This window comes from Pandoraea sp. CB10b_02 (genome assembly GCF_002216225.1).
Lineage (GTDB): Bacteria > Pseudomonadota > Gammaproteobacteria > Burkholderiales > Burkholderiaceae > Pandoraea > Pandoraea nosoerga.
Map to the genome: position 1 here is coordinate 26156 of NZ_NJGW02000028.1, position 20479 is coordinate 46634.

Here is a 20479-nt window from a genome sequence, read left to right on the forward strand (position 1 = left end):
TTGCCCGCCCACGGAATTGTTTCGTTTCGTTACCGGCGAATCGACTCAGCTTTTAGGAACGTCCCCTCGTTCGGCGACGAGCGCCGCCAGCGGCTCGCTGTACGCGCCGCGCGCGCGCAGACCCTCGACCACGCCGATACGGTCCGGCATCGCCCGGTTCTGCGACATCTTGAACTTGCCTTCGATGCGCCGGATCGGGATCTCCACGCCGACGATCGCGCGCAGCATGCCGGCAATGAAGTCGGCCGGCGCGTCGCCCACCGCCCACGGCGCCGGCAGCGATTGTTCCTGCGAGTGTGTAAGGGCCTCCAGAAAACGCCGCAGCCATGCGGGGTCGTCGATCACGCGCGGCTTGCCCCACGCGTGCACGGCGGCGTAGTTCCATGTCGGCACCACCTTGCCGTGTTCGGCCTTGGCCGCGTACCAGGACGGCGAGATGTAGCCCTGCGGCCCCGTGAACGCGACTAGGCACTCTTGCGCCTCATGCAGGCACGCGACATGCGGGTTGGCCCGCGCCAGGTGCGCGCGCAGCGTCCCGAATTCCCCTTCGGCCGGATCGATCAGGAACGGAATCGGATCGGCGCTCAGCCCCGCTGCGCCGGCGCTCACGAGCAGGCCGAGCGGGTGGGCGCGAATGAGGTCATGCAAGACCTCGGGGCGTTCCTCGGTAAAGGCGGCGGGCTGGTACATCTGCGACTCCGGACAAGGGTGGCGGGCATGGCGGGCATGGCGGGAATAACGCGTAGGGTACGTCCGCCCCTGGCCCTCGGCAAAGACCCAAAACAGATGATTATTTTGGAGCCACCGGCCATGCGGCCGCCCGGCGCATGGCCCGCGAATCAGGAAAGCGTCAAAGGAAGGATTTGGCCTGATCGAGAATCCTGCCGCAGACCTGCCGCGTGATCTGCTCCTTGAGTCCGCCGCCATTCAGATCGACGGTCTTGCCGTCGGGCGACGACAACAATCCCTTGGCGCCGTCGAGATAGCCGGGGCTCGCGGCGGGCGAGCCGGACTGCGCACCGATCTTGCCGAGGAGCTTGTCCTTGACGTCGGTGGCCGAACTCAGATTGGCCCCGTTGAGATAGTTGTTCTTGATGCAGAACTGCAGCACGCCGGTAGCGTTGCCGATGCTGCCCGAGGTGAGCGACCCGGTCGAGCCCAGTGCGCCGAGGCTGCCGGCCAGCCCGCCGGCACTACCGCCGGCACTACCGCCCGAATTACCGCCGCTGCCGCCCCCGCCAATGGCGTTCTTGAGCATGTCGAGCTGCGCGTTCGCCGGCAGCGGCGTGGTCAGCGTCAGCATGAATGCGAGCCCTGCCGCGCTCGCGAGCCCCATGCGGGATCTCCGGGTGGCGCCAACCTTGACCGAACCTTTCATGCGTCGCGACATACGAACCTCCGTGATGTGGATGTGGATGTGGCGTGGGCGGGGTGGACCCACTATAGCAGGACACCACGCCACTCCCTTCACATTGCCCTCGCGCCGTCGGCGCGCCGGCGTGTCAGACGCGTCGGAACAACGACGCAGCCGTCTACGCCATCCTTGCCGTCTCCACCGTCTCTGTCGTCTCCGGCACGTCGACGCTCGCGTCGACGCCCGCGTTCTCCCCGAGCAGGAAGACGAGATGATGCCCGGCAAGCAGTTCGATACGGCGCTCGCGCGCGAACTCCTCGACACCGTCTTCGAACGTCCCCGTCGTGATCAGCATGCCGCGCGCCGCGCCGATCTGCTGCATTTCGGCGAGCATCGCGCGCGCGGTGCCCATGCCCAGACGGTGGCGGTGGCCCGTCGCCCGGTGAATGTGCACGACCACGTCGCCGCCGAAGATCGGGTGCGGGTCCCATGCCCGACAGCTCAGCATGCCATTCTCGCCCGGCAGCAGCGGCGGGCCCTCGAAACCATGCGAGCGCAGCAGGTGGAACATGACCTGCGTGAAGTCCTTGTCGGGGAGCGTCGCCAGGTTAAAGCGCCGATCGACGGCGACCTTCTCGTCCGTGATCGCCTGCGTCATGTCGACGCCGGCCACGGGCGTGACCGGCTGCAGCGCCTCGGGGCGCGGCGAAAGGCGCGCTCCCAGCGCGGCGAGATGCGCTGCGGGGTCGCCCTCGGCCAGCGCGAGCGCGGCGAAGTCCGCGCGCGCCGCGTGTACGCTCGCCAGACATGCGCGCGCCTCGCCCTCGCCGGCGTATATGTTGAAGACGATGGCGCTCACCTGCCGCAGCGGTTGCGCCGAGAACAATTCGTGCAGCGAGCGAAGCAGGATCTGGCGCAGTGCGCTGGCGTATACCTGGGCGCGCATGGCCTCGCCGGCCGGCACGCCATGCACCGCGCCCTCGGCGGCGTTGTAGTGATAATCGAGCGCGGTAGGCACCATGGCGTCGATGGTCGGGACGTCATAGCCCACGGCGAGCAGCTTGAGGTTCTCGACGTAGTGCGCGGCCAGCGTCTGCGTGAACGCTTCGGGATACGGACTGCGGCTCAGCACGATACGCGCGTAACCGGTGATGGCGGCCGCCTCGCCTCGTAACAATGCGCCCTCGAACTCGGCCACGGCGGCGTTGTGACGCGCGCTCTCGGCGCGCGCCGCTTCGGTCGCCTTTTGCTGCGCGATCTGTAGAATCATCGAGCCTTGCGCGCGACGTATCTTCGACGCTTCGTACTCGCGCTCGGCGTGTACGAACTCGCTGCGCGCCTTCGCCACGGCCTGCTCGTAACGCGCCGACGCGCCGGGCATGGCCAGCGCGAGTCGTCCCGGCTTCTCGGGCGCGAAGGTCTCCCATTCGGGCTTGGCGAGGATCTTGGGCAGGCGACGGGTGTCGAGCACCGGCGGCGTGTTGCTGGCGCGCAGGTCGGCTGGCCGGATACGCAGATCGCGCGCAAGGCCGTCGGCGAGCAGGCGCTCGAGACGCGCCACTTCGTAGCGGGCCCGTGCGCTTCGGGCGGCCGCATCGGCCTGCCCCACGGCGAGTTGCAGACGCTCGCGCGCGGCGGCGTCGACAACGCCTGCCTCGTCGAGGGCGCGCTGCGCCTGATCCAGAGCCCGCACCGGCGCCAGCGAGCGCGCCTCCGATGCGGCGCGTTGTTGTTCGCGCGTGTGTGCGGCGCGCCAGAATTCGCGCGCCAGACGGTCGATGACGACCTCGAATCCCCGATCCACTACTGCCCCCGCATGCGATATTGGTATTGTTTTGTCCAACGAAAAACGATCTCGGAGCGACGCCGCCGGGCGGCACGTCATACTCGACGTCAATACCCGACGCAAACTTCCGACGCTTACATCGGCCCCGTATCCCCGACGATGACGTAGGGGACGATTGTAGGACGATGCCGCCTCAACGAGCAAAGAAATCTTTCCGTCCCTTGCAACCCGAGCATGTCACGAACGCAACGCCGGCGCCCTGATCGTCATCAAATCGCCACGGGACGGGGGCAGTCTGCGGGGCGGCGGCGTTGGGGCGCATCCCGGCGCATCCCGGCGCTCCCCGGTGCTCTTCGGTGCTTGTCAGCGTTTCCCCTGGGGTTTCCGGACATTTCCGGGCGTTCACCTTCTCCTTCGGCTCTGCGGCGCCTGCGCCCCCATACCTGCCATGACTCGATCCGTTCCGGACCCGCGTGCCACCGCGTCCTCCCCGCCCCGCCCTCCCGGCGCTTGCGTCGCGTGCCTGCGCGCCGCCCTCGCGTGCCTGCTGCTCACGCTCGCCGCCATTGCCTGGATCGACCGTCCGGTGGTGGACGCCGCACACGTCTACACGCAAGGCACGCGCTGGATCGAGCGCATTGCCGAGCTGCCCTCGCCGCTTTTCGTGCTGGCTTGGCCGACGTTCGCCGTTGGCGCAGCGGTGCTGCTCCGGCGTCGCATGTTGCCCGGATGGGCCGCCACGCTGTGGCTCGCCGGCGGCGCGGTGGGCGTCGGCAGCGTGCTCAAGCAAACGCTGAAGTTCGTGTTCGGACGCACATGGCCCGCCACCTGGATTCGCGACAACCCGTCGTATCTGCGCGACGGCGTCTTCGCGTTCAACTGGTTCGGCGGCGACGGTGCGGCCTACGCCTCGTTTCCCTCCGGGCATCTCACGGTGATGCTCGCCTTCGCCACGGTCGTGGCGCTGCGGCATCGGGTGCTGCGCTGGCCCTGCGCCATCGCCGTCGCCATGACGGGGTTCGGCCAGATCGCGGCGGCCTACCATTGGGTCAGCGATGCATTGGCCGGCGCGGCGCTCGGCATCGCGGTCGGCACGGCCTTCGTCGCCGCATGGGAGCGGTGGGGGCCGCAAGGGCAGCGCGCGGCATGAGGCGCACGGTCGCCGAGCGTCCCACAACAGCCGGTTCCCTATTGCCAGCAGGCGCGATCACCGGATAATGGCGAATTCAGAATCCAGAACCCGATAACAAAAGCCGTGGGCGGCTCACCGCCCACGCAACAACACCGAGACCGCCCCGCGACGGCCCCATCCGTGCCCTCGCCTTGCCAAGCCCTGCGGACCCGCATCCGGCGACGCAGCGCGCCGTCCAAGTCGCTCCCACGCCCGTTCGGCCCATGTGGCCGCGCGCCGCGCGGATTCGCCGACATGACGCCGCTCCACTGGCCGCAATGTGCGTTGCAAGATGGGCCCGCCGCGCCCGATTCATGACTGTCGACACGTTGCTCCCTCTCATTGCCGGCGCCTGCATCGCCGGCTTCGTCCAAGGCCTGTCCGGCTTCGCGTTCAGCCTCGTCGCCCTGTCGTTCTGGGCCTGGTCGCTGCCGCCCACGCTGGCCGGCCCGCTCGCGGCATTCTGTTCGCTCGTCGGCCAGATTCTCGGCCTGCGCGCGGCACGACGCGCCGTGCCGCTCGGGCGCCTCGCCCCGTTCGTGCTGTGCGGGCTGTTCGGCGTGCCGGTCGGGGTGTGGATTCTCCGTTACCTCGACCCGGTGTGGTTCCGGGCCGGCATCGGCGCGGTGCTCGTCGTCTACTGCTCGATCCTCCTGCTCTGCGCCCATCTGCCGCGCATCTCGCACGGCGGGCGCGCGGCAGATGGCGTTGTCGGCTTCATCGGCGGCGTGATGGGCGGCATCGGCGGTCTCGTGGGCGTGGTGCCCACGCTGTGGTGCACGCTGCGCGGATGGGACAAGGACATGCAGCGCGCCGTGATGCAGATCTTCTTCATCGTCATGCACACGCTGACCATCACGCTGTACGCCGTACACGGCGTGATTACGACCGAGACGCTGCATGTCTTCGCGATCGCGGTGCCGGCGATGATCGTGCCGACGCTGCTCGGTGCGTGGGCCTACCGGTTCCTCTCCGACCATGTGTTCCGGCGCATGGTGCTCGCCCTGCTCGCCTGCTCGGGCGTGACGCTGCTCGTCGGCACCGTACCGGAACTGCTCGCGCGCTAAGGGGTGCGCCGACCTGGCCGCCACGCCCACCCCGGCCGTCACAAACGGATACACTTCGGCGCATACGGACGGCGGCAAGCGGCGGTACGATGAGGAATCTCCCCCCACATCGCTGCCATGCCTGCCGTTGCCTCGTTTCTCGATCGTGCCGCCGCGGGCAACGCGCTGGCCGAAGTGCTCGCCTCGCACGAGTTGCTCGCGCGTTGCGCGCCGCCGCTCGTGCTCGCCATTCCGCGCGGCGGCGTCCCTGTCGCGCTGCCCGTCGCACGTCAGTTGAACGGCACGCTCGACGTGCTGCTCGCCCACAAGCTGCGTGCGCCACACCAGCCCGAGCTCGCCATCGGCGCGGTCGACGAGTTCGGCGGCATCTTTCTCGCCGACCACGCCCTCTCGCTCGGCGCCACCGGCGTGTACCTCTCGCATGAAACGGCACGGCAGCGCGCGCTCATCACGCAGCGGCGCCAGGCCTACACGCCGGGCCGCGGCGCGCCCAACGTCCATGGGCGTCCCGTGGTGCTGGTCGATGACGGCATTGCCACCGGCGCGACCATGATTGCCGCCTTGCGTGCGATGCGGCGTCTTGGCGCAACGCCGCTCATCGCGTGCGCGCCGGTCGGCGCCCGCGACGCGATCGCACGACTGGCCACGCTCGCCGACGCCGTCGTGTGTCTCGAGACGCCGCAGCCGTTCTACGCGGTGAGCCTCGCCTACGACGATTTCGTGCAAACCGACGACGCGACCGTCATCGCCCTGCTCGGCATGGCGGCCGACCGCTCCTGATCGCCACCGACTGCCCTGATCGCTCTCATCGCTCTCGTCGCCCTCTGCGCCCTCGGTGCGCTCAGTGCCAGGCACGTCCGGCCCCGGCCGTAGCGGCGGCCCCCGCGATTGCACTACACTTGAGCCTGATGCGCGCCACGGTCCATTGCATGAACACGCGGGCCCGGCGTGTCGCCTGCGCCGCCTCTTGCCCCTCAGTGTCGATGGAGCCTGTGATGACGACGTCCCTGATTCTGAACGTGATCGGCCCGGACCGTCCGGGGCTGGTCAACGCGATCGCCGATCGCGCCACCGCCGCAGGCGCCAACTGGCTCGAGAGCCGTCTCGCCAATCTGGCCGGCCAGTTCGCCGGCATCATCCATCTGCAGGTTCCCGACGATCAGGCCGAGCCGCTCACGAAGGCGCTGCATGCGCTGCAGACACACGGCCTGCGCATCGCCGTCACGCACGCGCAAAGCGCCGCCGAAGACCCCGCCGCGCGCACGCTGCAACTCGATCTGGTGGGGCAGGACCATCCGGGCATCGTCAAGGAAATCTCGCATGTGCTTTTCTCGCGCGGCGTGAGCATCGACGAGCTCGCGACCGAGTGCGTCGAGGGGTCGATGTCGGGAGGCACGCTGTTTCGCGCCACGGCGCGGCTTCGCGTGCCGGCGAGCGTGACGACCGAGGCGCTGCGCGACGTCCTGGAGAGCCTGGCCGACGACCTCATGGTCGATGTCGAACTCGATTCGCCTGCCGGTGCGTGAGCGCGCACCGATGAAGCGCGCCTTCCTGTTCGTCCTCGGGGCGGTGGCGGTGATGGCCCTGCTCTCGCTGCTGCCACTGCCGTTCGAGCGCCAGACGCATGTCGTCACCGTGGTGACGCTGCGCGCGCCGCCGCAGGCGGTCTACGACTATGTGACGACGCCCGCGAACTGGCCGGCCTGGCATCCGGCATCGCTCGCGGTGCAAGGCACGACGGACCGCCCGCTCGCGCTCGGCGACGAGGTGGCCGAGGAATTCCGCCTCGCCGGCCGGCACGGCATCCTCCATTGGCGAGTGATCGAAGCGAAGCCGCCGCTGACCTGGCGGGCCGAGGCAGAAGTCAATCGGCGCCCCTCGGCACAAGTGCGCTACACGCTGACGCCCGACGGCTCCGGCACGCGCTTCGAGCGCGACTTTATCTATCGCACGCCGAATCTGCTGTTCCTGATACTCGACCCGCTCTTCGTCGGTCCGCGCATGCGCGCCGAATCGGCGCAAGGCGCCCGGCAACTGGCCAGGGTGCTCGGCGCTTCGGCCTCTGCGGCCTCTGCGGCCTCTGCGGCCTCCGCGGCCGCGCCGGCGGCGAGTCCGGCAAATCCGGCAAGCCCGGCCATCCCGGCCACGGCCGCCAGCGCAGCACGGGCGCAGTGACGCGGCGCACGTTCGCCAGCCTTCGTCCGCCGGTTGTCCTTTGGTTGCCCCTTCGGGATTTGCCCGTCGCGCTCGGCGAGCCCTTCGGCGCGGAGCGCCGCGCGCCTTACTCGTTGAACGTTGCCGCCATGGTCTCGGCCGCTTCCTGAAGGTCGGGAAGATACGTCATGAGCTTTTCGAGCGTGGTGTGCTGCGCGCTCGCCTGTACGGCGATGGCCGCGCATGCACGGTTGCGATCGAGCATCACCGGCACGGCCACGGCGATCATGCCCGGCACGTGCTCTTCGTTGTTGGTCCCGATGCGGCGCTTGCGAGTGTCTGCCAGCTCGTTGCGAAGATCTTCGAGATCGGTGATCGTGTTCTCCGCACGCGGGCGCAGCGGCAGGTGCGCAATGAGCTTTTCTCGACGCGCGCGCGGCAGGTACGCCAGCAGCAGCTTGCCGCTCGCCGTGCAATGCAGCGGCACGCGCGAGCCCGGCGAGAGCTTGAGCTGGCGCGACCATTCGGTCTCCACACGGTCGAGGTAGACGAGGTCGTCGCCCGAGAGCATCGACAGGTTGCACGTCTCGCCGAGCTTGTCGACGAGTTGCTGCAAAATCGCGTGGCGCGCGGCCGCGGGCCCGGCGTGCATGAGCGCGTTGACGGCCATGGCCCGCACGCGCGACGACGGCTCGTAGTGACGGCTGCCCGCCTCGCGCGTCACCAGCCACGCGGCTTCGAGCTGCTTGAGAATGCGATGGACGGTCTGCTTGGGCAGACCGATGGCGGCCACGATCTGCGCCAGTGTCATCGGGGCGCCCGCAGCGCTGAGGATTTCGAGAATGCGAAATGCGCGGACGGCCGCGGCGTTCGACTGATTACTCATGTCGGTGTCGGATATCGGGGTCGAGTTGTCTTCTAGGTCGTTATCGCTCGCGGCGGTCTCCCTTGGCCCAGGCATTCTCGGGCACTTCGAACGCCACCGCTCCAGCCCGCTCCCGCGCTGCTACGTCAACGTACCGCCGTGCCGTCGCGCCGCGACGTCCCGTTTTCCGAATTCTAGTGCCAATCGCCAAACCCTGACGATGCGTGCTATCCCCGGGGTTTCCCCGATATCCAAAACGTATCCGACGCCCACCGACGCCCACCGACGCCCACCGACGCCCGCCGACGGCCGGACGCCGGACCGGCGCGCGTCAGGCCTTGCCGCAGAGCACGCGCAGACGATGGATCAGGCTCGACGTATCCCAGCGCGAGCCGCCCAGCGCCTGGACCTCGCCGTAGAACTGATCGACCAGTGCCGTCACCGGCAGCGACACGCCGTTACGCTGGGCTTCGGCCAGACACAGGCCGAGGTCCTTGCGCATCCAGTCGACCGCAAAGCCGAAGTCGAACTTGCCGTCGATCATCGTCTGACCGCGGTTGTCCATCTGCCAGCTCGCCGCAGCGCCCTTGTTGATCACGTCGAGCACCAGCGGCATGTCGAGGCCGGCGCGCTGCCCGAAGTTGATCGCTTCGGACAGCCCCTGCACGAGCCCCGCGATGCAGATCTGATTGACCATCTTGGCGAGTTGGCCGGCGCCGGCCTCGCCGATGCGCGTCACGGCGCGCCCATAGGCGCCCAGCGTGGGGGCGACGCGCTCGAATGCCGGCGCGTCGCCGCCGCACATGATGGTGAGCACGCCGTTCCTGGCGCCGGCTTCGCCGCCCGAGACAGGGGCGTCGACGAAGTGCAGCCCCTTCTCGCGCGCGGCGGCGTAGAGTTCGCGCGCCACGTCCGCCGAGGCCGTGGTGTGGTCGACGAAGACCGCGTCGGCCTTCATGCCGGCGAAGGCGCCCTGCTCGCCGAGCACGATACTGCGCAGGTCGTTGTCGTTGCCGACGCAGGCGGCCACGATGTCGGCGTCGCGGACCGCCGCGGCCGGAGTGGCCGCGCAGGCGCCGCCGTACTCCTTGACCCATTGCTGCGCCTTCGCGGCGGTCCGGTTATAGACCGTGACCGTGTGGCCGGCGCGCAGCAGGTGGCCGGCCATGGGATAGCCCATTACGCCCAGGCCGAGGAAGGCGACACGCAAAGCAGGAGTTGGGGAAGTGGGGGAAGTCAATTCGAGGGCCTCGCAGGTGGTTTCGCTTGGTGAGGACCGAAAGGCGCGCGCGAACAGGCGTGCGCGCCCGGGTCGCATGGGAATTTCAGGGGGCTTGCGAGCCGTCATTATAGAGACGGGCGACGCGCCCACGCCAGCGCCGTCGCCCGTCACACGGGGCATTGCCGCCCGTTTGCCCCAATTTGGTGCGCCCTCTCGCCATCAAAAACACACCGTAAGCGCTCGATCGTTGCCGACGTTTGAAAAATTGTGTTTCCGTGACTGGCGTTGTTGCCCGGTTCCGATACAATGCGCGGCATGGCTGATTTTGATACCAGTTGGTCAATTCGCGTTTACTACGAGGACACGGACGCCGGAGGCGTCGTCTTCTACGCCAACTACTTAAAATTCTTTGAACGGGCCCGCACCGAGTGGCTCCGTTCGCTTGGTATCGAGCAATACGAACTGGCCCGCCATACCGGCATGATCTTCATCGTGCGCGCCACTGCCCTCGACTACCTGAGCCCCGCCCGGCTCGACGATCTTCTCGACATCCGAAGCCGCATCGACCGCGTTGGCGGGGCTTCGGTGGACTTTCACCAGGAAGCCTGGCGTCACGCGCCGGACGGCACCAGCGAACTGTTGGCGCGCGGCACCATCAAAATCGGCTGCGTAGCCGCCCGCACGCTGCGCCCTGGAAAGATTCCGGCGCACGTGCGCCTTGCCATGCAGTCGGCGGCGACAACGGCCAATGCCGCGGCGAACGCCTGATTCCAAGAACAAGCATTCCGGTCAGTCAATCACCACACCATGCCCGATCAAGACCTTTCCATCATTTCGCTGGTCATGCATGCCAGCGTGCTTGCCCAGGCCGTCATGGGCCTACTGCTGCTGCTCTCGCTGCTGTCGTGGACGCACATCTTCCGCAAGATCTTTGCGGTGCGCCGCGCCCGCACCCAGACGGAGCGCTTCGAGCGCGATTTCTGGGCCGGCGGCGATCTGCAGGCGCTTTATCAAAGCGCGCTGAACAACCGCCATCAGACCGGCGCGCTGGAACGAATCTTCGAATCGGGCATGCGCGAATACATCAAGGCGAGCGAGAAGGGCCTGAGCGATCCGCACGCGATCCTCGACGGCGCACGCCGTGCCATGCGAGCTTGCTATCAACGTGAAATGGACTCGCTCGAGGCCAACCTGCCGTTCCTCGCGTCGGTCGGTTCGGTCAGCCCGTACATTGGCCTGTTCGGGACCGTGTGGGGTATCATGAACGCATTCCGCGGCCTGTCGAACGTCCAGCAAGCCACGCTCGCCAACGTGGCACCGGGCATCGCGGAGGCGCTGGTGGCCACGGCCATCGGTCTGTTCGCCGCGATCCCCGCCGTGGTCGCCTACAACCGCTTCGCTACCGACATCGACCGGCTGTCGATCCGCTTCGAGAGCTTCATCGAAGAATTCTCCAACATCCTGCAACGGCAGATTCACTAAGCACTCCGGGAGCGCCGAGACATGGCAGGTTCTATGCGCAACGCTCGCCGCGGCCGTCGCGCCATGGCGGACATCAACGTCGTGCCCTACATCGACGTGATGCTGGTGCTGCTCGTCATCTTCATGGTGGCCGCCCCGCTGGTGGCGCCGTCGATCGTCAATCTGCCGAGCGTCGCCAACGCGAGCCCACAGCAGCAGACGCCGCCGGTAGTCGTCAACATCGAAGCGGACAATCGCATGCTCGTGCGCTACAAGGATGGTCAGAACACCATCGAGCAGCGCATGAGCGCCGGCGACCTGACCGGCTTCCTGCAAGGCCGCCAGGCGGCCAATCCGGACCAGCCGGTCGTCATCGCCGCCGACAAGTCGGTGCGCTATGAAAGCGTCATGAACGTGATGTCCGATCTCAAGGCCCAGGGCGTCAAGCGTGTGGGCCTGCTCGTCAAGCAGAAATGAGCACCACCGTAGGCCGTTCCGACCGTCCCATCGGTCCGCGCAAGGATGAGCGCGGCACGGGGCGGGCATTTCTTCTCGCGCTGCTCATGCACGCGCTGCTGTTCGCGCTGCTCTTCTATGGCATGCGCTGGCAGAACAGTTCCCCCGCCGGCTCCGAAGCCGAATTATGGACGCCGGAAGAGCTCGCGCAGCCCACACCGCAGGTCGTAACGCCGCCGCCGACGCCCGCACCTCCGGCCGTTGCCGTGCCGGCGCCGCGCCCCGAAGAGGACGCCGACATCGCGCTGCAGCAGAAAAAACGCAAGCAGGAGCAGGAAGCGGCCGAACAGGCGCGCCTGCTCGAGGCCGAGCGGCAAAAAGAAAAAGCGCGCCAGGAAGCGCTCAGGCAAAAGCAGTTGGCCGAACAGAAGAAGGCCGACGAGCTCAAGCAGCAGCAACTGGCCGAGGCGCAGAAGAAGGCCGACGCCGAGAAGAAGGCCGCCGAAGAGAAGGCAGCCAAGGCCAAGGCCGCGCAACAGGCGGCGGCGCAAAAGGCGGCCGAGGCCGCGCGCAACGAACGTCTGGCCGCGCTGCGCGGCATGGCCAACGGCACGCCGGGCGCCAACGGCAACGGTCTGGGCACGCAAGCGGGCGGCACGGGCGCAGGCGGCGGCGGCACGTCGACGGCCGGCTACGCCGAGCGCGTGCGCGCCAAGGTCATGCCGAATATCGCCTATGCCGGCGACACCACCGGTAATCCGCTGGCGATCGTCGCGGTGCGCATCGCCCCGGACGGCAGCATTCTGTCGATGACGCTCACCAAGTCGAGCGGCAACCCCGCCTGGGACGCCGCGGCCATGGCCGCCATCAAGAAATCAGACCCCTTGCCGCGCGGCGTCGACGGCAAGGCTCCGCCCCCGAACCTCGACATCCGCCTCCGCCCCAAGGGGTGAGCTGTTGCCAAACGGGAACGAAAACCGAGCGATGCGAGTCCATTTTCATCCGGATGTGGTAAAAATGCCTCTTGCACCGCGTCAACTGACCAATCGAACGCATGCGAATTTCCAGTAAATATGCATGGCGTGCGCTGGTGGCCACCTGGCTCACCGCGGCTTGCACGATCGCCCATGCGCAGACCCCGCTTACCGTCGAGATCAACGGCGTCGGTACCAACCGATACCCGATTGCCGTGTCGAACTTCAAGGGCACCGCGCCGACGGACGTCGTCTCGGTCGTCAAGGCCGACCTGACGAACAGCGGACGCTTCAACCAGATCGACACGGGCGGCGCATCGGTCGGTGTGGACGATTCGGTCGATCTCGGCACATGGCGCGCCAAGGGCGCCAACGCATTCGTCTCGGGCACCATCGCACCGGCCGGTAACGGCAACTTCCAGGTCAGCTTCCGTCTGTACGACGCCGTCAACGGGCAGCCCCTGGGCGGCCTGGCGCTCACGTCCTCGGCGGCCAACCTGCGCCTGACGGCGCACAAGATCGCCGACTACATCTATCAGAAGCTGCTGGGCGATCGCGGCGTGTTCGCCACGCGCCTGTCTTACGTGCTGCACACCGGCAACACGTACCAGTTGCAGATTTCCGACTCCGACGGCCAGGACGCCCGCGTGGCGCTCAACAGCCGCGAACCGATCATCTCGCCGGCATGGTCGCCGGACGGCACGAAGGTCGCCTACGTCTCGTTCGAGAGGCGCAAGCCGGTGGTGTACATCCACGACCTGCCCTCGGGCCGGCGCGCGGTGCTCGCCAACGAGCGCGGCAACAACTCGGCACCGTCGTGGTCGCCGGATGGCAGCAAGCTCGCCGTGGCGCTCTCGCGCGATGGCAACACCCAGATCTATCAGGTCAACGCCAATGGCGGCGGCCTCAAGCGTCTGTCGCGCAGCGGCGCGATCGACACCGAACCGCAGTATTCCCCGGACGGCAAATGGATCTACTTCACGAGCGATCGTGGCGGTGGTCCGCAGATCTACAAGATGCCGGCCGGCGGCGAAGGCGAAGGCGGCGCGCAGCGCGTGACCTTCAAGGGGAGTTACAACGTCAGCCCGCGAATCAGCCCCGACGGCAAGTTGCTCGCGTTCATCTCGCGTCAGGGTGGCGGATTCAAGCTGTGCGTGCAGGATATGAGTACTGGCGATGTTACGACTCTGACCGACACCGGCCACGACGAGTCACCGAGTTTCGCCGCGAACGGCAAATACATTCTTTATGCAACGCAGTCGGGAGGCCGCAAGGTTCTCGCGGCAGTCTCGGTGGACGGGCAAACCCGGCAGATTCTTCAGGTCCGGGGAGGGGAAGTTCGCGAACCCTCCTGGGGCCCCTTCATGCAATAACATCAACAGCAACATCAATCGGAGGCTCATATGAGTTCCCTGCTTCGTAGCATCTTCGCCATCTCTTCGCTGGCCGCTCTGGCCGCTTGCTCCTCGGGTGTGAAGCTCGACGACCAGGCTAACGCCAACAAGGGTCAGACCACGACCGACGCGCGCGCCGTCACCCCCGTCGACGCCTCGGCCGCCGAACTGAACAACCCGAACGGCCCGCTCGCCAAGCGCAGCGTGTACTTCGGCTTCGACAGCTATGCCGTCGACAGCCAGTACTCGCCGATGCTCCAGGCGCACGCCAACTTCCTGAACAAGTACTCGCAACGCAAGGTGCTGCTCCAGGGCAACACCGACCCGCGCGGTACGAGCGAGTACAACCTGGCGCTGGGTCAGAAGCGTGCCGAAGCCGTCCTGAAGACCATGACGGCCCTGGGCGCCAACGCCAGCCAGATGGAAGCCGTTTCGCTCGGCAAGGAAAAGGCCACCGGCACCGACGAAGCGACCTGGGCACAGGATCGTCGCGTCGATCTGGCTTATTGATTGAATCGTCATGACGTCTCGTTTGCTTAAAAACCTGATTTGCGCGGCGACGCTCGGCACTGCGGTGCTGAGCCCGCTCGCGCATGCCGGATTGTTCGACGACGACGAGGCGCGCAAAGCGATCCTCGATATCCGTAGCCGTCTGGATGCGGACAAGCAACGGATCGAGGGGCTCACGCGCAACGTGCTGGATTTGAACAATCAGATCCAGCAGTTGCAGCGTGATCTGGCCGACCAGCGCGGCCAGAACGAAGATCTGAAAAACCAGCTTGCGAACCTGCAGCAAAGTCAAAAGGACTTCTACACCGATCTCGATGGTCGTCTGAAGAAGTTCGAACCGCAGCAGATGACCGTCGGCGGTGTCACGGGCACCGTCCAGCCGGGCGAAAAAGACGTCTTTGACGCCGCGCTGACGAAATTCCGCAACGGTGACTACAAGGGGGCGCAAACGGCATTCCGGACCTTCGCAGCCAAGTACCCTGACAGCCCGTATCAACCCGAAGCGCAGTTCTGGCTTGGCAATGCGCAGTACGCCAACAAGGATCTGAAGGGTTCGACCGCGACGCTGCAGGCGATCGTGACGAAGTACCCGACGAGCCCGAAGGCCGCCGAGGCCATGCTGGCGATTGCCAGCAACCAGGCGGAATCCGGGCAGACTGCGGCAGCGAAAAAAACGTTGCAGGAATTGATGGCCAAGTACCCGGACACCGAATCCGCAGCGGAGGCCAAGAAACGTGCGGCCAAGCTGAAGTAGAACGCCCCTCGGCCGGCTGCGCGAACCAGCCTGCCGTGTGAGGACACTCGTCAAACGAACGACGCCGCCTTCAGGGCGGCGTTGTCGTTTCCGGGCGTCGGGCGAGACCTCAAGTAGAATACGGACTTTCCAAGCGTTCGAGGCGCGGCGCCTGAAGGGGATGCGCGCGGGCCGATGGCTCGCGTGGCATGGCGAGCGCGCCCATGACGGGTCCGCGCAAGGCCTGCGCGGCGCGTCCGACAATAACAAAGCGACCACGCCCCGTGGCTCGCACAAATGCACCGAACGGCCGGTCGCGGCCGATACCTCTCTTTGCCTCCAGTCTCATGACCGACGTCGATCTCACCGCCCTCTCCCACACCGTCGTGTGGCTCACCTTTGGTCTTGCCTTCGTGTTCGGCGCCGTACTGCAGCGCACGCATTTCTGCACGATGGGCGCGCTCTCCGACATTGTGAACATCGGCGACTGGAACCGCATGCGCATGTGGTGGCTTGCCATCGGCGTGGCGACCATCGGCACCGGCGTGCTCGCCTCGCAAGGCGTCATCGATCCCGTGAAGGCCATCTACACGACGCCGCGCTTCACATGGCTGTCGTATCTGGTGGGCGGCTGGTTCTTCGGCTTCGGCATGGTGCTCGCGTCGGGTTGCGGGAGCAAGACGCTCGTGCGCATCGGCGGAGGCAACCTCAAGTCGCTGCTCGTTTTCGTGATGATCGCGGTGTCTGCCTACATGACGCTCAAGGGTGTCTTCGCGGTCCTGCGTGTGGCCGCCATCGACAGTGTGCAAACGACGTTTGCCACCTCGCAGGATCTGCCGACCCTGCTCGGCGGCGCCTTCGGCGGCGACGTGCATCGCGCGCAACTCATTCTGGGCCTGATCGTCGGCGGCGCCTTCGTCGCGGCGGCCGTGGCCCGGCGCGAATTCTGGACGTTCGACCACCTGCTCGGCGGCCTGGTCGTGGGCGCGATCATCGTGGCGCTGTGGTACGTATCGGGCAAGGTCGGCTACGTCGCCGAGAATCCGAACACGCTCGAGGAGAGTTTCGTCGCGACGAACTCCGGCAAGATGGAAGCGCTCTCGTTCGTGTCGCCGCTGGCGTACACGATGTACTGGCTGATGATGTGGAGCGACACGAGCAACGTGATCACGCTGGGCATTGCGAGTGTACTGGGCGTGATCGCGGGGTCGTTCGTTTATGCGCTGGTCTCGCGCACGTTCCGCTGGGAGGGTTTCCAGGGAACGGAAGACACGGCGAACCACATGGTCGGGGGCGTGCTGATGGGTTTTGGCGGCGTGACGGCGCTGGGCTGCACGGTCGGCCAAGGCCTGTCCGGCGTGTCGACGCTGGCGCTCGGCTCGTTCGTCGCGATCGCCGCAATTCTCGTGGGCGGCGTCTGCGCATTCAAGTACCAGATGTGGCGCATTGAACGCAGCGTTTGACCGGATATTGCGCATCGCGCGGGAAATTGTGTCGAAACGGACATATCTGCGTCGCACACATCTTGACACTATAACGAGCACGACGCTATAATCTTTTTCTTCGTTGGGTCGTTAGCTCAGTTGGTAGAGCAGCGGACTTTTAATCCGTTGGTCGCAGGTTCGAATCCTGCACGGCCTACCAAACGAATTCAAGGGGTTGCGAGAAATCGAACCCCCCTTTTTATTTTTGCGGGTGTGGGTTTTTCTGCCTTCGCCGCGATTCGCCCTCACTTCGGCGAAGCTGCTGCGCTCATGATCTGAGCGTCCGGCAACGCCATAAATGACCTCGCCTCGTCCATTGATCGAGCGCCAACGCCTCCCGCAGGTGTCAGCGAATCGCGCCAGCTTCCCCGCTCGCCCATCAGCACAACTGAGCATGCCGCTGGGTGTAACGTCGCGAGCGATTTGACACCGAATTGCGCGAGTTTTGACACTGAGCGAAATCGGCCTGAGCGTCCATTCAAGACTTCGGATTGGCACCCGAGGCCGAGCTCGAACCGGCACGCGCCGAGGAAGGCGTAGCGGATTTTAAGTCTGCGGTGTCTACTAATTTCACCACTCGGGTATGGTGGGCCTCCCGCGAGTCGAACGCGGAACCAACGAATTACGAGTTCGCTGCTCTAAGCTGCGTGAACTAGAGGCCCGTTTGGCGAGGCATGCACGAGTCGAACCTGCGTATTGGACTGTCGCTCTATCCGTTGAGCTATCATCCGGAACCGGCTGGTACCGTCGGCGGCTCAGTGGCTCTGTCCGATACGGGGACGGAAACACACCGTTGCCGGATGCTTGAGCAACATTTGCCGCCTACATCGTACGGGGGGCGACATCCAGATGTTCAATTCCCAGCCTACGAGGTACGCGTTCGGCAAAACGAACGCTCAATACCTCAGATGCAAATCCCATGCGCGATATGTCAACCACGCCAGTATTGCGACAATCGCCACTCCCACCCCCCATAGAAAAAACGCTTTCGTGTACCAAGCCGCAAACATCGGTGCCGGATACTCGTCTGGAGGTCGCCCTCCCGCTGCAACACTCTTCAAAACGGGCCACCACGAGGGCCATAGCATCGCCAATGCACCCGCGACGCACGGGGCCCACCAATTCGGCTGCAAAGAGTACATAAGCAAGCCCGTAAGTACCAAAATGATGGCTAGCCGGCCGGCCGCTTCTGCGGTAGTGGCAAAATCGGCCCCGACAAACCTTGAAAACGAGTGCAGGCAACCTGCGACAACCAGCGATACCACGAGCACTCCGCCCAGTGTGGCATCTGAACGTTCTGCCATAAGCCTCTCCCTGTGTTGTGCATGTTGAACTTCCTAATGGATAACCTAGCTCCGCATATGCCGCGGAAGGGTTTTGTCGATCGTTCCACATTAACCTGCCAGCAGGAGGGTGTTCTCGACCATAGGCGCATCCTCAAAGAGTGTTGAAGGCAATCGGCAGAAGCCACCATCTGCGCCCCGAGGAACGTCTCTTGACGGTTATGGGCGTAGCCCTATTCAAGGGTCTCCTACGCTATTGGAGAATACTGGCGCTCAAGATCGATGTGTCTCTCCTCTCGCCCCCCGACGAGGGCTTTTGAGCCCGTACCCCCGTACGGGCTCTTTTTTTGCCGATGTGGATTCACGGCAATAGGCGCAGGCGAGAGAGCCGTTGGCGAACGAGACGCGATAGTGATCCTCACGCGACCAAATTGGGCTTAGCCCCATTTGCGGATTGCCACCGCTCAGAGATAATTTTCATGCTTCTCTCTGTTAGGGCGCGCATTTACGCGTGTCTCGGAGCGTCCTAGCTGGGTATTGAGTCCGCCTTGCGCGGGCTCTTTTTTATCTGCTATCTGGATAACAATGAGAAATTGGGGCGATTCTTGTGTGGGACGGGAATCGTACACCCCATGGCACTACGCCTTTCCTCCGAGGCGTCCTGGCTGCGAGCATGGGGGCTCAACGCCGCCATCCGGGCATATGTCCGGATGGCCTTTTACTGCCCCGATGACTGCCTATCTCCCTCATCCCATCCTTGCTTCTGCTCAACGCCGTCCGTCTGTGTTGACTGTGTGGCTCGGTTCTCGCTCGTCACAACGTCGGCCACGTTGGTCGCTCTCCCTTCATTGACCTGCACCGGCACGGTCACTGACGTTGAAATGCAGCCAGCCAGAATGGCTGAGGCTGCAATGGTCATTACGGACACTGCGATTACTACCTTCTTCATCTAGATCTCCTTTTCGTATCGTTAGGCAACTGATTTCATCAGCTCCGCGTGCGCCGATTCCGCTTTTCTCCTCATTTCGGCAAGGACTGCTGTGCCTGCGATTTCCTTGCGCTTGGCTCCAGCGTAGGTGTTGATTTGAGCGAGCGCTGACGCGCGTACCGCTTCAAGCGAATTCGGCGCAATGTATGGCACAAGGCCTTGCTCTGCGACGACGAATATCGGCACCATCCTCTTCTGCTCAGGCATGACTACCATCCCAATCCATCAATTGATTTGCCTGCCGTAATGGCTTTGTTGATTCTGTAAGCAGCGTCTGCTGGGCAAAATGGCTTCCCATGCATCACGCCTTTCGGCCATATCGTATTGATGACCTGGAGCGGCCCCACGTATCTGAGGACACAAGGACTCTCTTAAAATAACGGATAGTCTTGTGCCTATCAGTAAGCCTAATCATTACGTGGAACCCATCGAAATTCTGACCGAGCCGGAGCGCCGTCGGCGGCGCACGGCGCAGGAAAAAATCGCCATCGTGCAGGAGACGCTGGCACCGGGAGCATCGGTGTCAGCCGTGGCCCGGCGGCACGGCGTGAATCCGAACCAAGTGTTCGGCTGGCGCAAGCAATACCAGGAAGGCAGTCTGGCGGCGGTGAAAGCGGGAGAAACCGTAGTGCCCGCATCGGAGTTGGCTGCAGCCATCAAGGAAATCAAGGAGCTGCAACGGCTGCTCGGGAAAAAGACAATGGAAGTCGAAATCCTGAAGGAAGCCGTGGAATGGGGCCGTTCAAAAAACCTGATTGCGCGCTCGCCCTTGCTGCCGGGGGACGACCATTGAAAACGGTCTGCGAAGTTCTCGGCGTGGCGCGCTCTGTTGTGGCAGTGAAGCAGGCTCGTTCGTCTGACTGGCAAGACGGTCGCCGTGCCAAGCCCACCGACGACACGGAACTGGTCGAGGAAATCCATGGCCACGTGGCGCATCTGCCAACCTACGGCTACCGGCGCATCTGGGCGCTGCTGCGCCGCAGTCGCGAGATGGTCGGCGCACCGTGCATCAACCACAAGCGCGTGTATCGGGTCATGCGTGAGCACCATTTGTTGCTGCGTCGTCCCGGCGTGCGGCGAGACAAGCGGCGGCACGACGGTCGCGTGGCCGTGGATAGGAGCAATACCCGCTGGTGCTCGGACGGCTTCGAGTTCCGGTGCGACGATGGCACGCCGCTGCGCGTGACGTTCGCGCTGGATTGCTGTGACCGGGAAGCGATTAGCTGGGCTGCTACGACCGGCGGGCATAGCGGCGACGTGGTGCGCGACGTGATGCTGGCGGCCGTCGAGCAGCGCTTCGGCACCACGCAGACGGCGCAGGCCATCGAATGGCTGACGGACAACGGCTCGGCCTACATCGACCATCGCACGCGCAGCTTCGCGCGCGAGCTGGGCCTGAAGCCGCTGACCACGCCCGTACGTTCGCCGCAGAGCAATGGCATGGCTGAATCGTTCGTGAAGACCATGAAGCACAATTACGTCGCCTATATGGACAAGCCCGACGCGCCAACGGCGCTCTCGCGTCTGGCCATTGCGTTTGAACATTACAATGAGCGCCACCCGCACAAAGCCCTGAA

General features: G+C 65.2%; 21 protein-coding genes and 3 tRNA genes. 15 read left to right on the forward strand and 9 right to left on the reverse strand.

Features of this window, described 5'->3' with window-relative positions:
- Nucleotides 1–45 precede the first annotated feature (45 nt).
- From CDN36_RS20510 to CDN36_RS20520, 3 genes are all read right to left on the reverse strand, one after another.
- Complete coding sequence (locus tag CDN36_RS20510) at nucleotides 46–690, reverse strand: FMN-binding negative transcriptional regulator (RefSeq protein WP_150554907.1); 645 nt, start codon at nucleotides 688–690, stop codon at nucleotides 46–48.
- A gap of 160 nt (nucleotides 691–850) precedes the next feature.
- Entirely contained in the window at nucleotides 851–1336 is a 486-nt protein-coding gene (locus CDN36_RS20515; protein ID WP_287497742.1) for a DUF2501 domain-containing protein, read from the reverse strand.
- Nucleotides 1337–1532: 196 nt separating this feature from the next.
- Nucleotides 1533–3158, reverse strand: coding sequence for a restriction endonuclease (locus CDN36_RS20520; protein WP_287497743.1), 1626 nt, complete (start codon nucleotides 3156–3158; stop codon nucleotides 1533–1535).
- Nucleotides 3159–3588: 430 nt separating this feature from the next.
- Between CDN36_RS20520 and CDN36_RS20525 the strand changes: the two genes are divergently transcribed.
- The 5 genes from CDN36_RS20525 (at nucleotide 3589) to CDN36_RS20545 (ending at nucleotide 7553) form a co-directional block, all read left to right on the forward strand.
- On the forward strand, nucleotides 3589–4290 hold the full coding sequence (locus CDN36_RS20525) for a phosphatase PAP2 family protein (RefSeq protein ID WP_287497744.1): 702 nt from the start codon (nucleotides 3589–3591) through the stop codon (nucleotides 4288–4290).
- Nucleotides 4291–4625: 335 nt separating this feature from the next.
- Nucleotides 4626–5378, forward strand: coding sequence for a sulfite exporter TauE/SafE family protein (locus tag CDN36_RS20530; protein ID WP_150554904.1), 753 nt, complete (start codon nucleotides 4626–4628; stop codon nucleotides 5376–5378).
- A gap of 117 nt (nucleotides 5379–5495) precedes the next feature.
- Nucleotides 5496–6158 carry a phosphoribosyltransferase gene (locus tag CDN36_RS20535; protein WP_150554903.1) on the forward strand — a complete coding sequence of 221 codons (663 nt, stop codon included), beginning with the start codon at nucleotides 5496–5498 and terminating at the stop codon, nucleotides 6156–6158.
- A gap of 215 nt (nucleotides 6159–6373) precedes the next feature.
- Nucleotides 6374–6904: a glycine cleavage system transcriptional repressor gene (locus CDN36_RS20540; protein ID WP_150554902.1), complete on the forward strand. Its 531-nt coding sequence runs from the start codon at nucleotides 6374–6376 to the stop codon at nucleotides 6902–6904.
- Complete coding sequence (locus CDN36_RS20545) at nucleotides 6873–7553, forward strand: SRPBCC family protein (protein WP_287497745.1); 681 nt, start codon at nucleotides 6873–6875, stop codon at nucleotides 7551–7553. Before CDN36_RS20540 ends, CDN36_RS20545 begins: the two co-directional genes overlap by 32 nt.
- 106 nt (nucleotides 7554–7659) lie before the next feature.
- Here CDN36_RS20545 and CDN36_RS20550 read toward each other — a convergent pair whose 3' ends face one another.
- On the reverse strand, nucleotides 7660–8418 hold the full coding sequence (locus CDN36_RS20550; protein WP_287497746.1) for an IclR family transcriptional regulator: 759 nt from the start codon (nucleotides 8416–8418) through the stop codon (nucleotides 7660–7662).
- 310 nt (nucleotides 8419–8728) lie between these two features.
- The gene (locus tag CDN36_RS20555; RefSeq protein ID WP_277396673.1) at nucleotides 8729–9637 is read right to left on the reverse strand and encodes an NAD(P)-dependent oxidoreductase; all 909 of its coding nucleotides are present in this window, start codon (nucleotides 9635–9637) and stop codon (nucleotides 8729–8731) included.
- Nucleotides 9638–9934: 297 nt separating this feature from the next.
- Here CDN36_RS20555 and ybgC point away from each other — a divergent pair, with 297 nt between their 5' ends.
- The 9 genes from ybgC (at nucleotide 9935) to CDN36_RS20600 (ending at nucleotide 16791) form a co-directional block, all read left to right on the forward strand.
- Nucleotides 9935–10387 (forward strand): tol-pal system-associated acyl-CoA thioesterase, encoded by a 453-nt coding sequence (gene ybgC / locus CDN36_RS20560; protein WP_150554899.1) that lies wholly within the window; start codon nucleotides 9935–9937, stop codon nucleotides 10385–10387.
- A 39-nt stretch (nucleotides 10388–10426) separates the two neighbouring features.
- Nucleotides 10427–11101: a protein TolQ gene (gene tolQ, locus CDN36_RS20565; RefSeq protein ID WP_287497747.1), complete on the forward strand. Its 675-nt coding sequence runs from the start codon at nucleotides 10427–10429 to the stop codon at nucleotides 11099–11101.
- A gap of 21 nt (nucleotides 11102–11122) precedes the next feature.
- Entirely contained in the window at nucleotides 11123–11557 is a 435-nt protein-coding gene (gene tolR, locus CDN36_RS20570) for a protein TolR (RefSeq protein WP_150554898.1), read from the forward strand.
- Nucleotides 11554–12489 carry a cell envelope integrity protein TolA gene (gene tolA / locus CDN36_RS20575; protein WP_287497748.1) on the forward strand — a complete coding sequence of 312 codons (936 nt, stop codon included), beginning with the start codon at nucleotides 11554–11556 and terminating at the stop codon, nucleotides 12487–12489. The genes tolR and tolA overlap by 4 nt, the downstream gene beginning before the upstream one ends.
- A gap of 101 nt (nucleotides 12490–12590) precedes the next feature.
- The gene (tolB, locus tag CDN36_RS20580) at nucleotides 12591–13883 is read left to right on the forward strand and encodes a Tol-Pal system beta propeller repeat protein TolB (protein ID WP_287497749.1); all 1293 of its coding nucleotides are present in this window, start codon (nucleotides 12591–12593) and stop codon (nucleotides 13881–13883) included.
- A 30-nt stretch (nucleotides 13884–13913) separates the two neighbouring features.
- Entirely contained in the window at nucleotides 13914–14414 is a 501-nt protein-coding gene (locus CDN36_RS20585) for an OmpA family protein (RefSeq protein ID WP_150554895.1), read from the forward strand.
- A 10-nt stretch (nucleotides 14415–14424) separates the two neighbouring features.
- A complete protein-coding gene (ybgF, locus tag CDN36_RS20590) occupies nucleotides 14425–15168 on the forward strand; it encodes a tol-pal system protein YbgF (protein WP_174966309.1) in 744 nt (247 codons plus the stop codon).
- A 326-nt stretch (nucleotides 15169–15494) separates the two neighbouring features.
- Nucleotides 15495–16610: a YeeE/YedE family protein gene (locus CDN36_RS20595; protein WP_150554894.1), complete on the forward strand. Its 1116-nt coding sequence runs from the start codon at nucleotides 15495–15497 to the stop codon at nucleotides 16608–16610.
- A 105-nt stretch (nucleotides 16611–16715) separates the two neighbouring features.
- Nucleotides 16716–16791, forward strand: a tRNA-Lys gene (locus tag CDN36_RS20600).
- Between the two features lie 332 nt (nucleotides 16792–17123).
- On the opposite strand, the gene CDN36_RS20605 is transcribed toward CDN36_RS20600, so the two are convergent.
- The 4 genes from CDN36_RS20605 to CDN36_RS20620 form a co-directional block, all read right to left on the reverse strand.
- Nucleotides 17124–17214 (reverse strand) — tRNA-Leu (locus tag CDN36_RS20605).
- Nucleotide 17215: 1 nt separating this feature from the next.
- A tRNA-Thr gene (locus CDN36_RS20610) sits at nucleotides 17216–17293 on the reverse strand.
- A 1339-nt stretch (nucleotides 17294–18632) separates the two neighbouring features.
- Nucleotides 18633–18863, reverse strand: a complete 231-nt coding sequence (locus tag CDN36_RS20615) for a hypothetical protein (protein WP_287497750.1) — start codon at nucleotides 18861–18863, stop codon at nucleotides 18633–18635.
- Between the two features lie 21 nt (nucleotides 18864–18884).
- Nucleotides 18885–19109: a hypothetical protein gene (locus CDN36_RS20620; RefSeq protein ID WP_287497751.1), complete on the reverse strand. Its 225-nt coding sequence runs from the start codon at nucleotides 19107–19109 to the stop codon at nucleotides 18885–18887.
- Nucleotides 19110–19329: 220 nt separating this feature from the next.
- On the opposite strand from CDN36_RS20620, the gene CDN36_RS20625 reads away from it, so the two are divergent.
- A protein-coding gene (locus CDN36_RS20625; RefSeq protein ID WP_287497752.1) for an IS3 family transposase occupies nucleotides 19330–20479 on the forward strand; the annotation gives its coding sequence in 2 pieces (ribosomal slippage) (nucleotides 19330–19645 and nucleotides 19645–20479; 1151 coding nt annotated over the 2 pieces). This gene is flagged as partial in the annotation.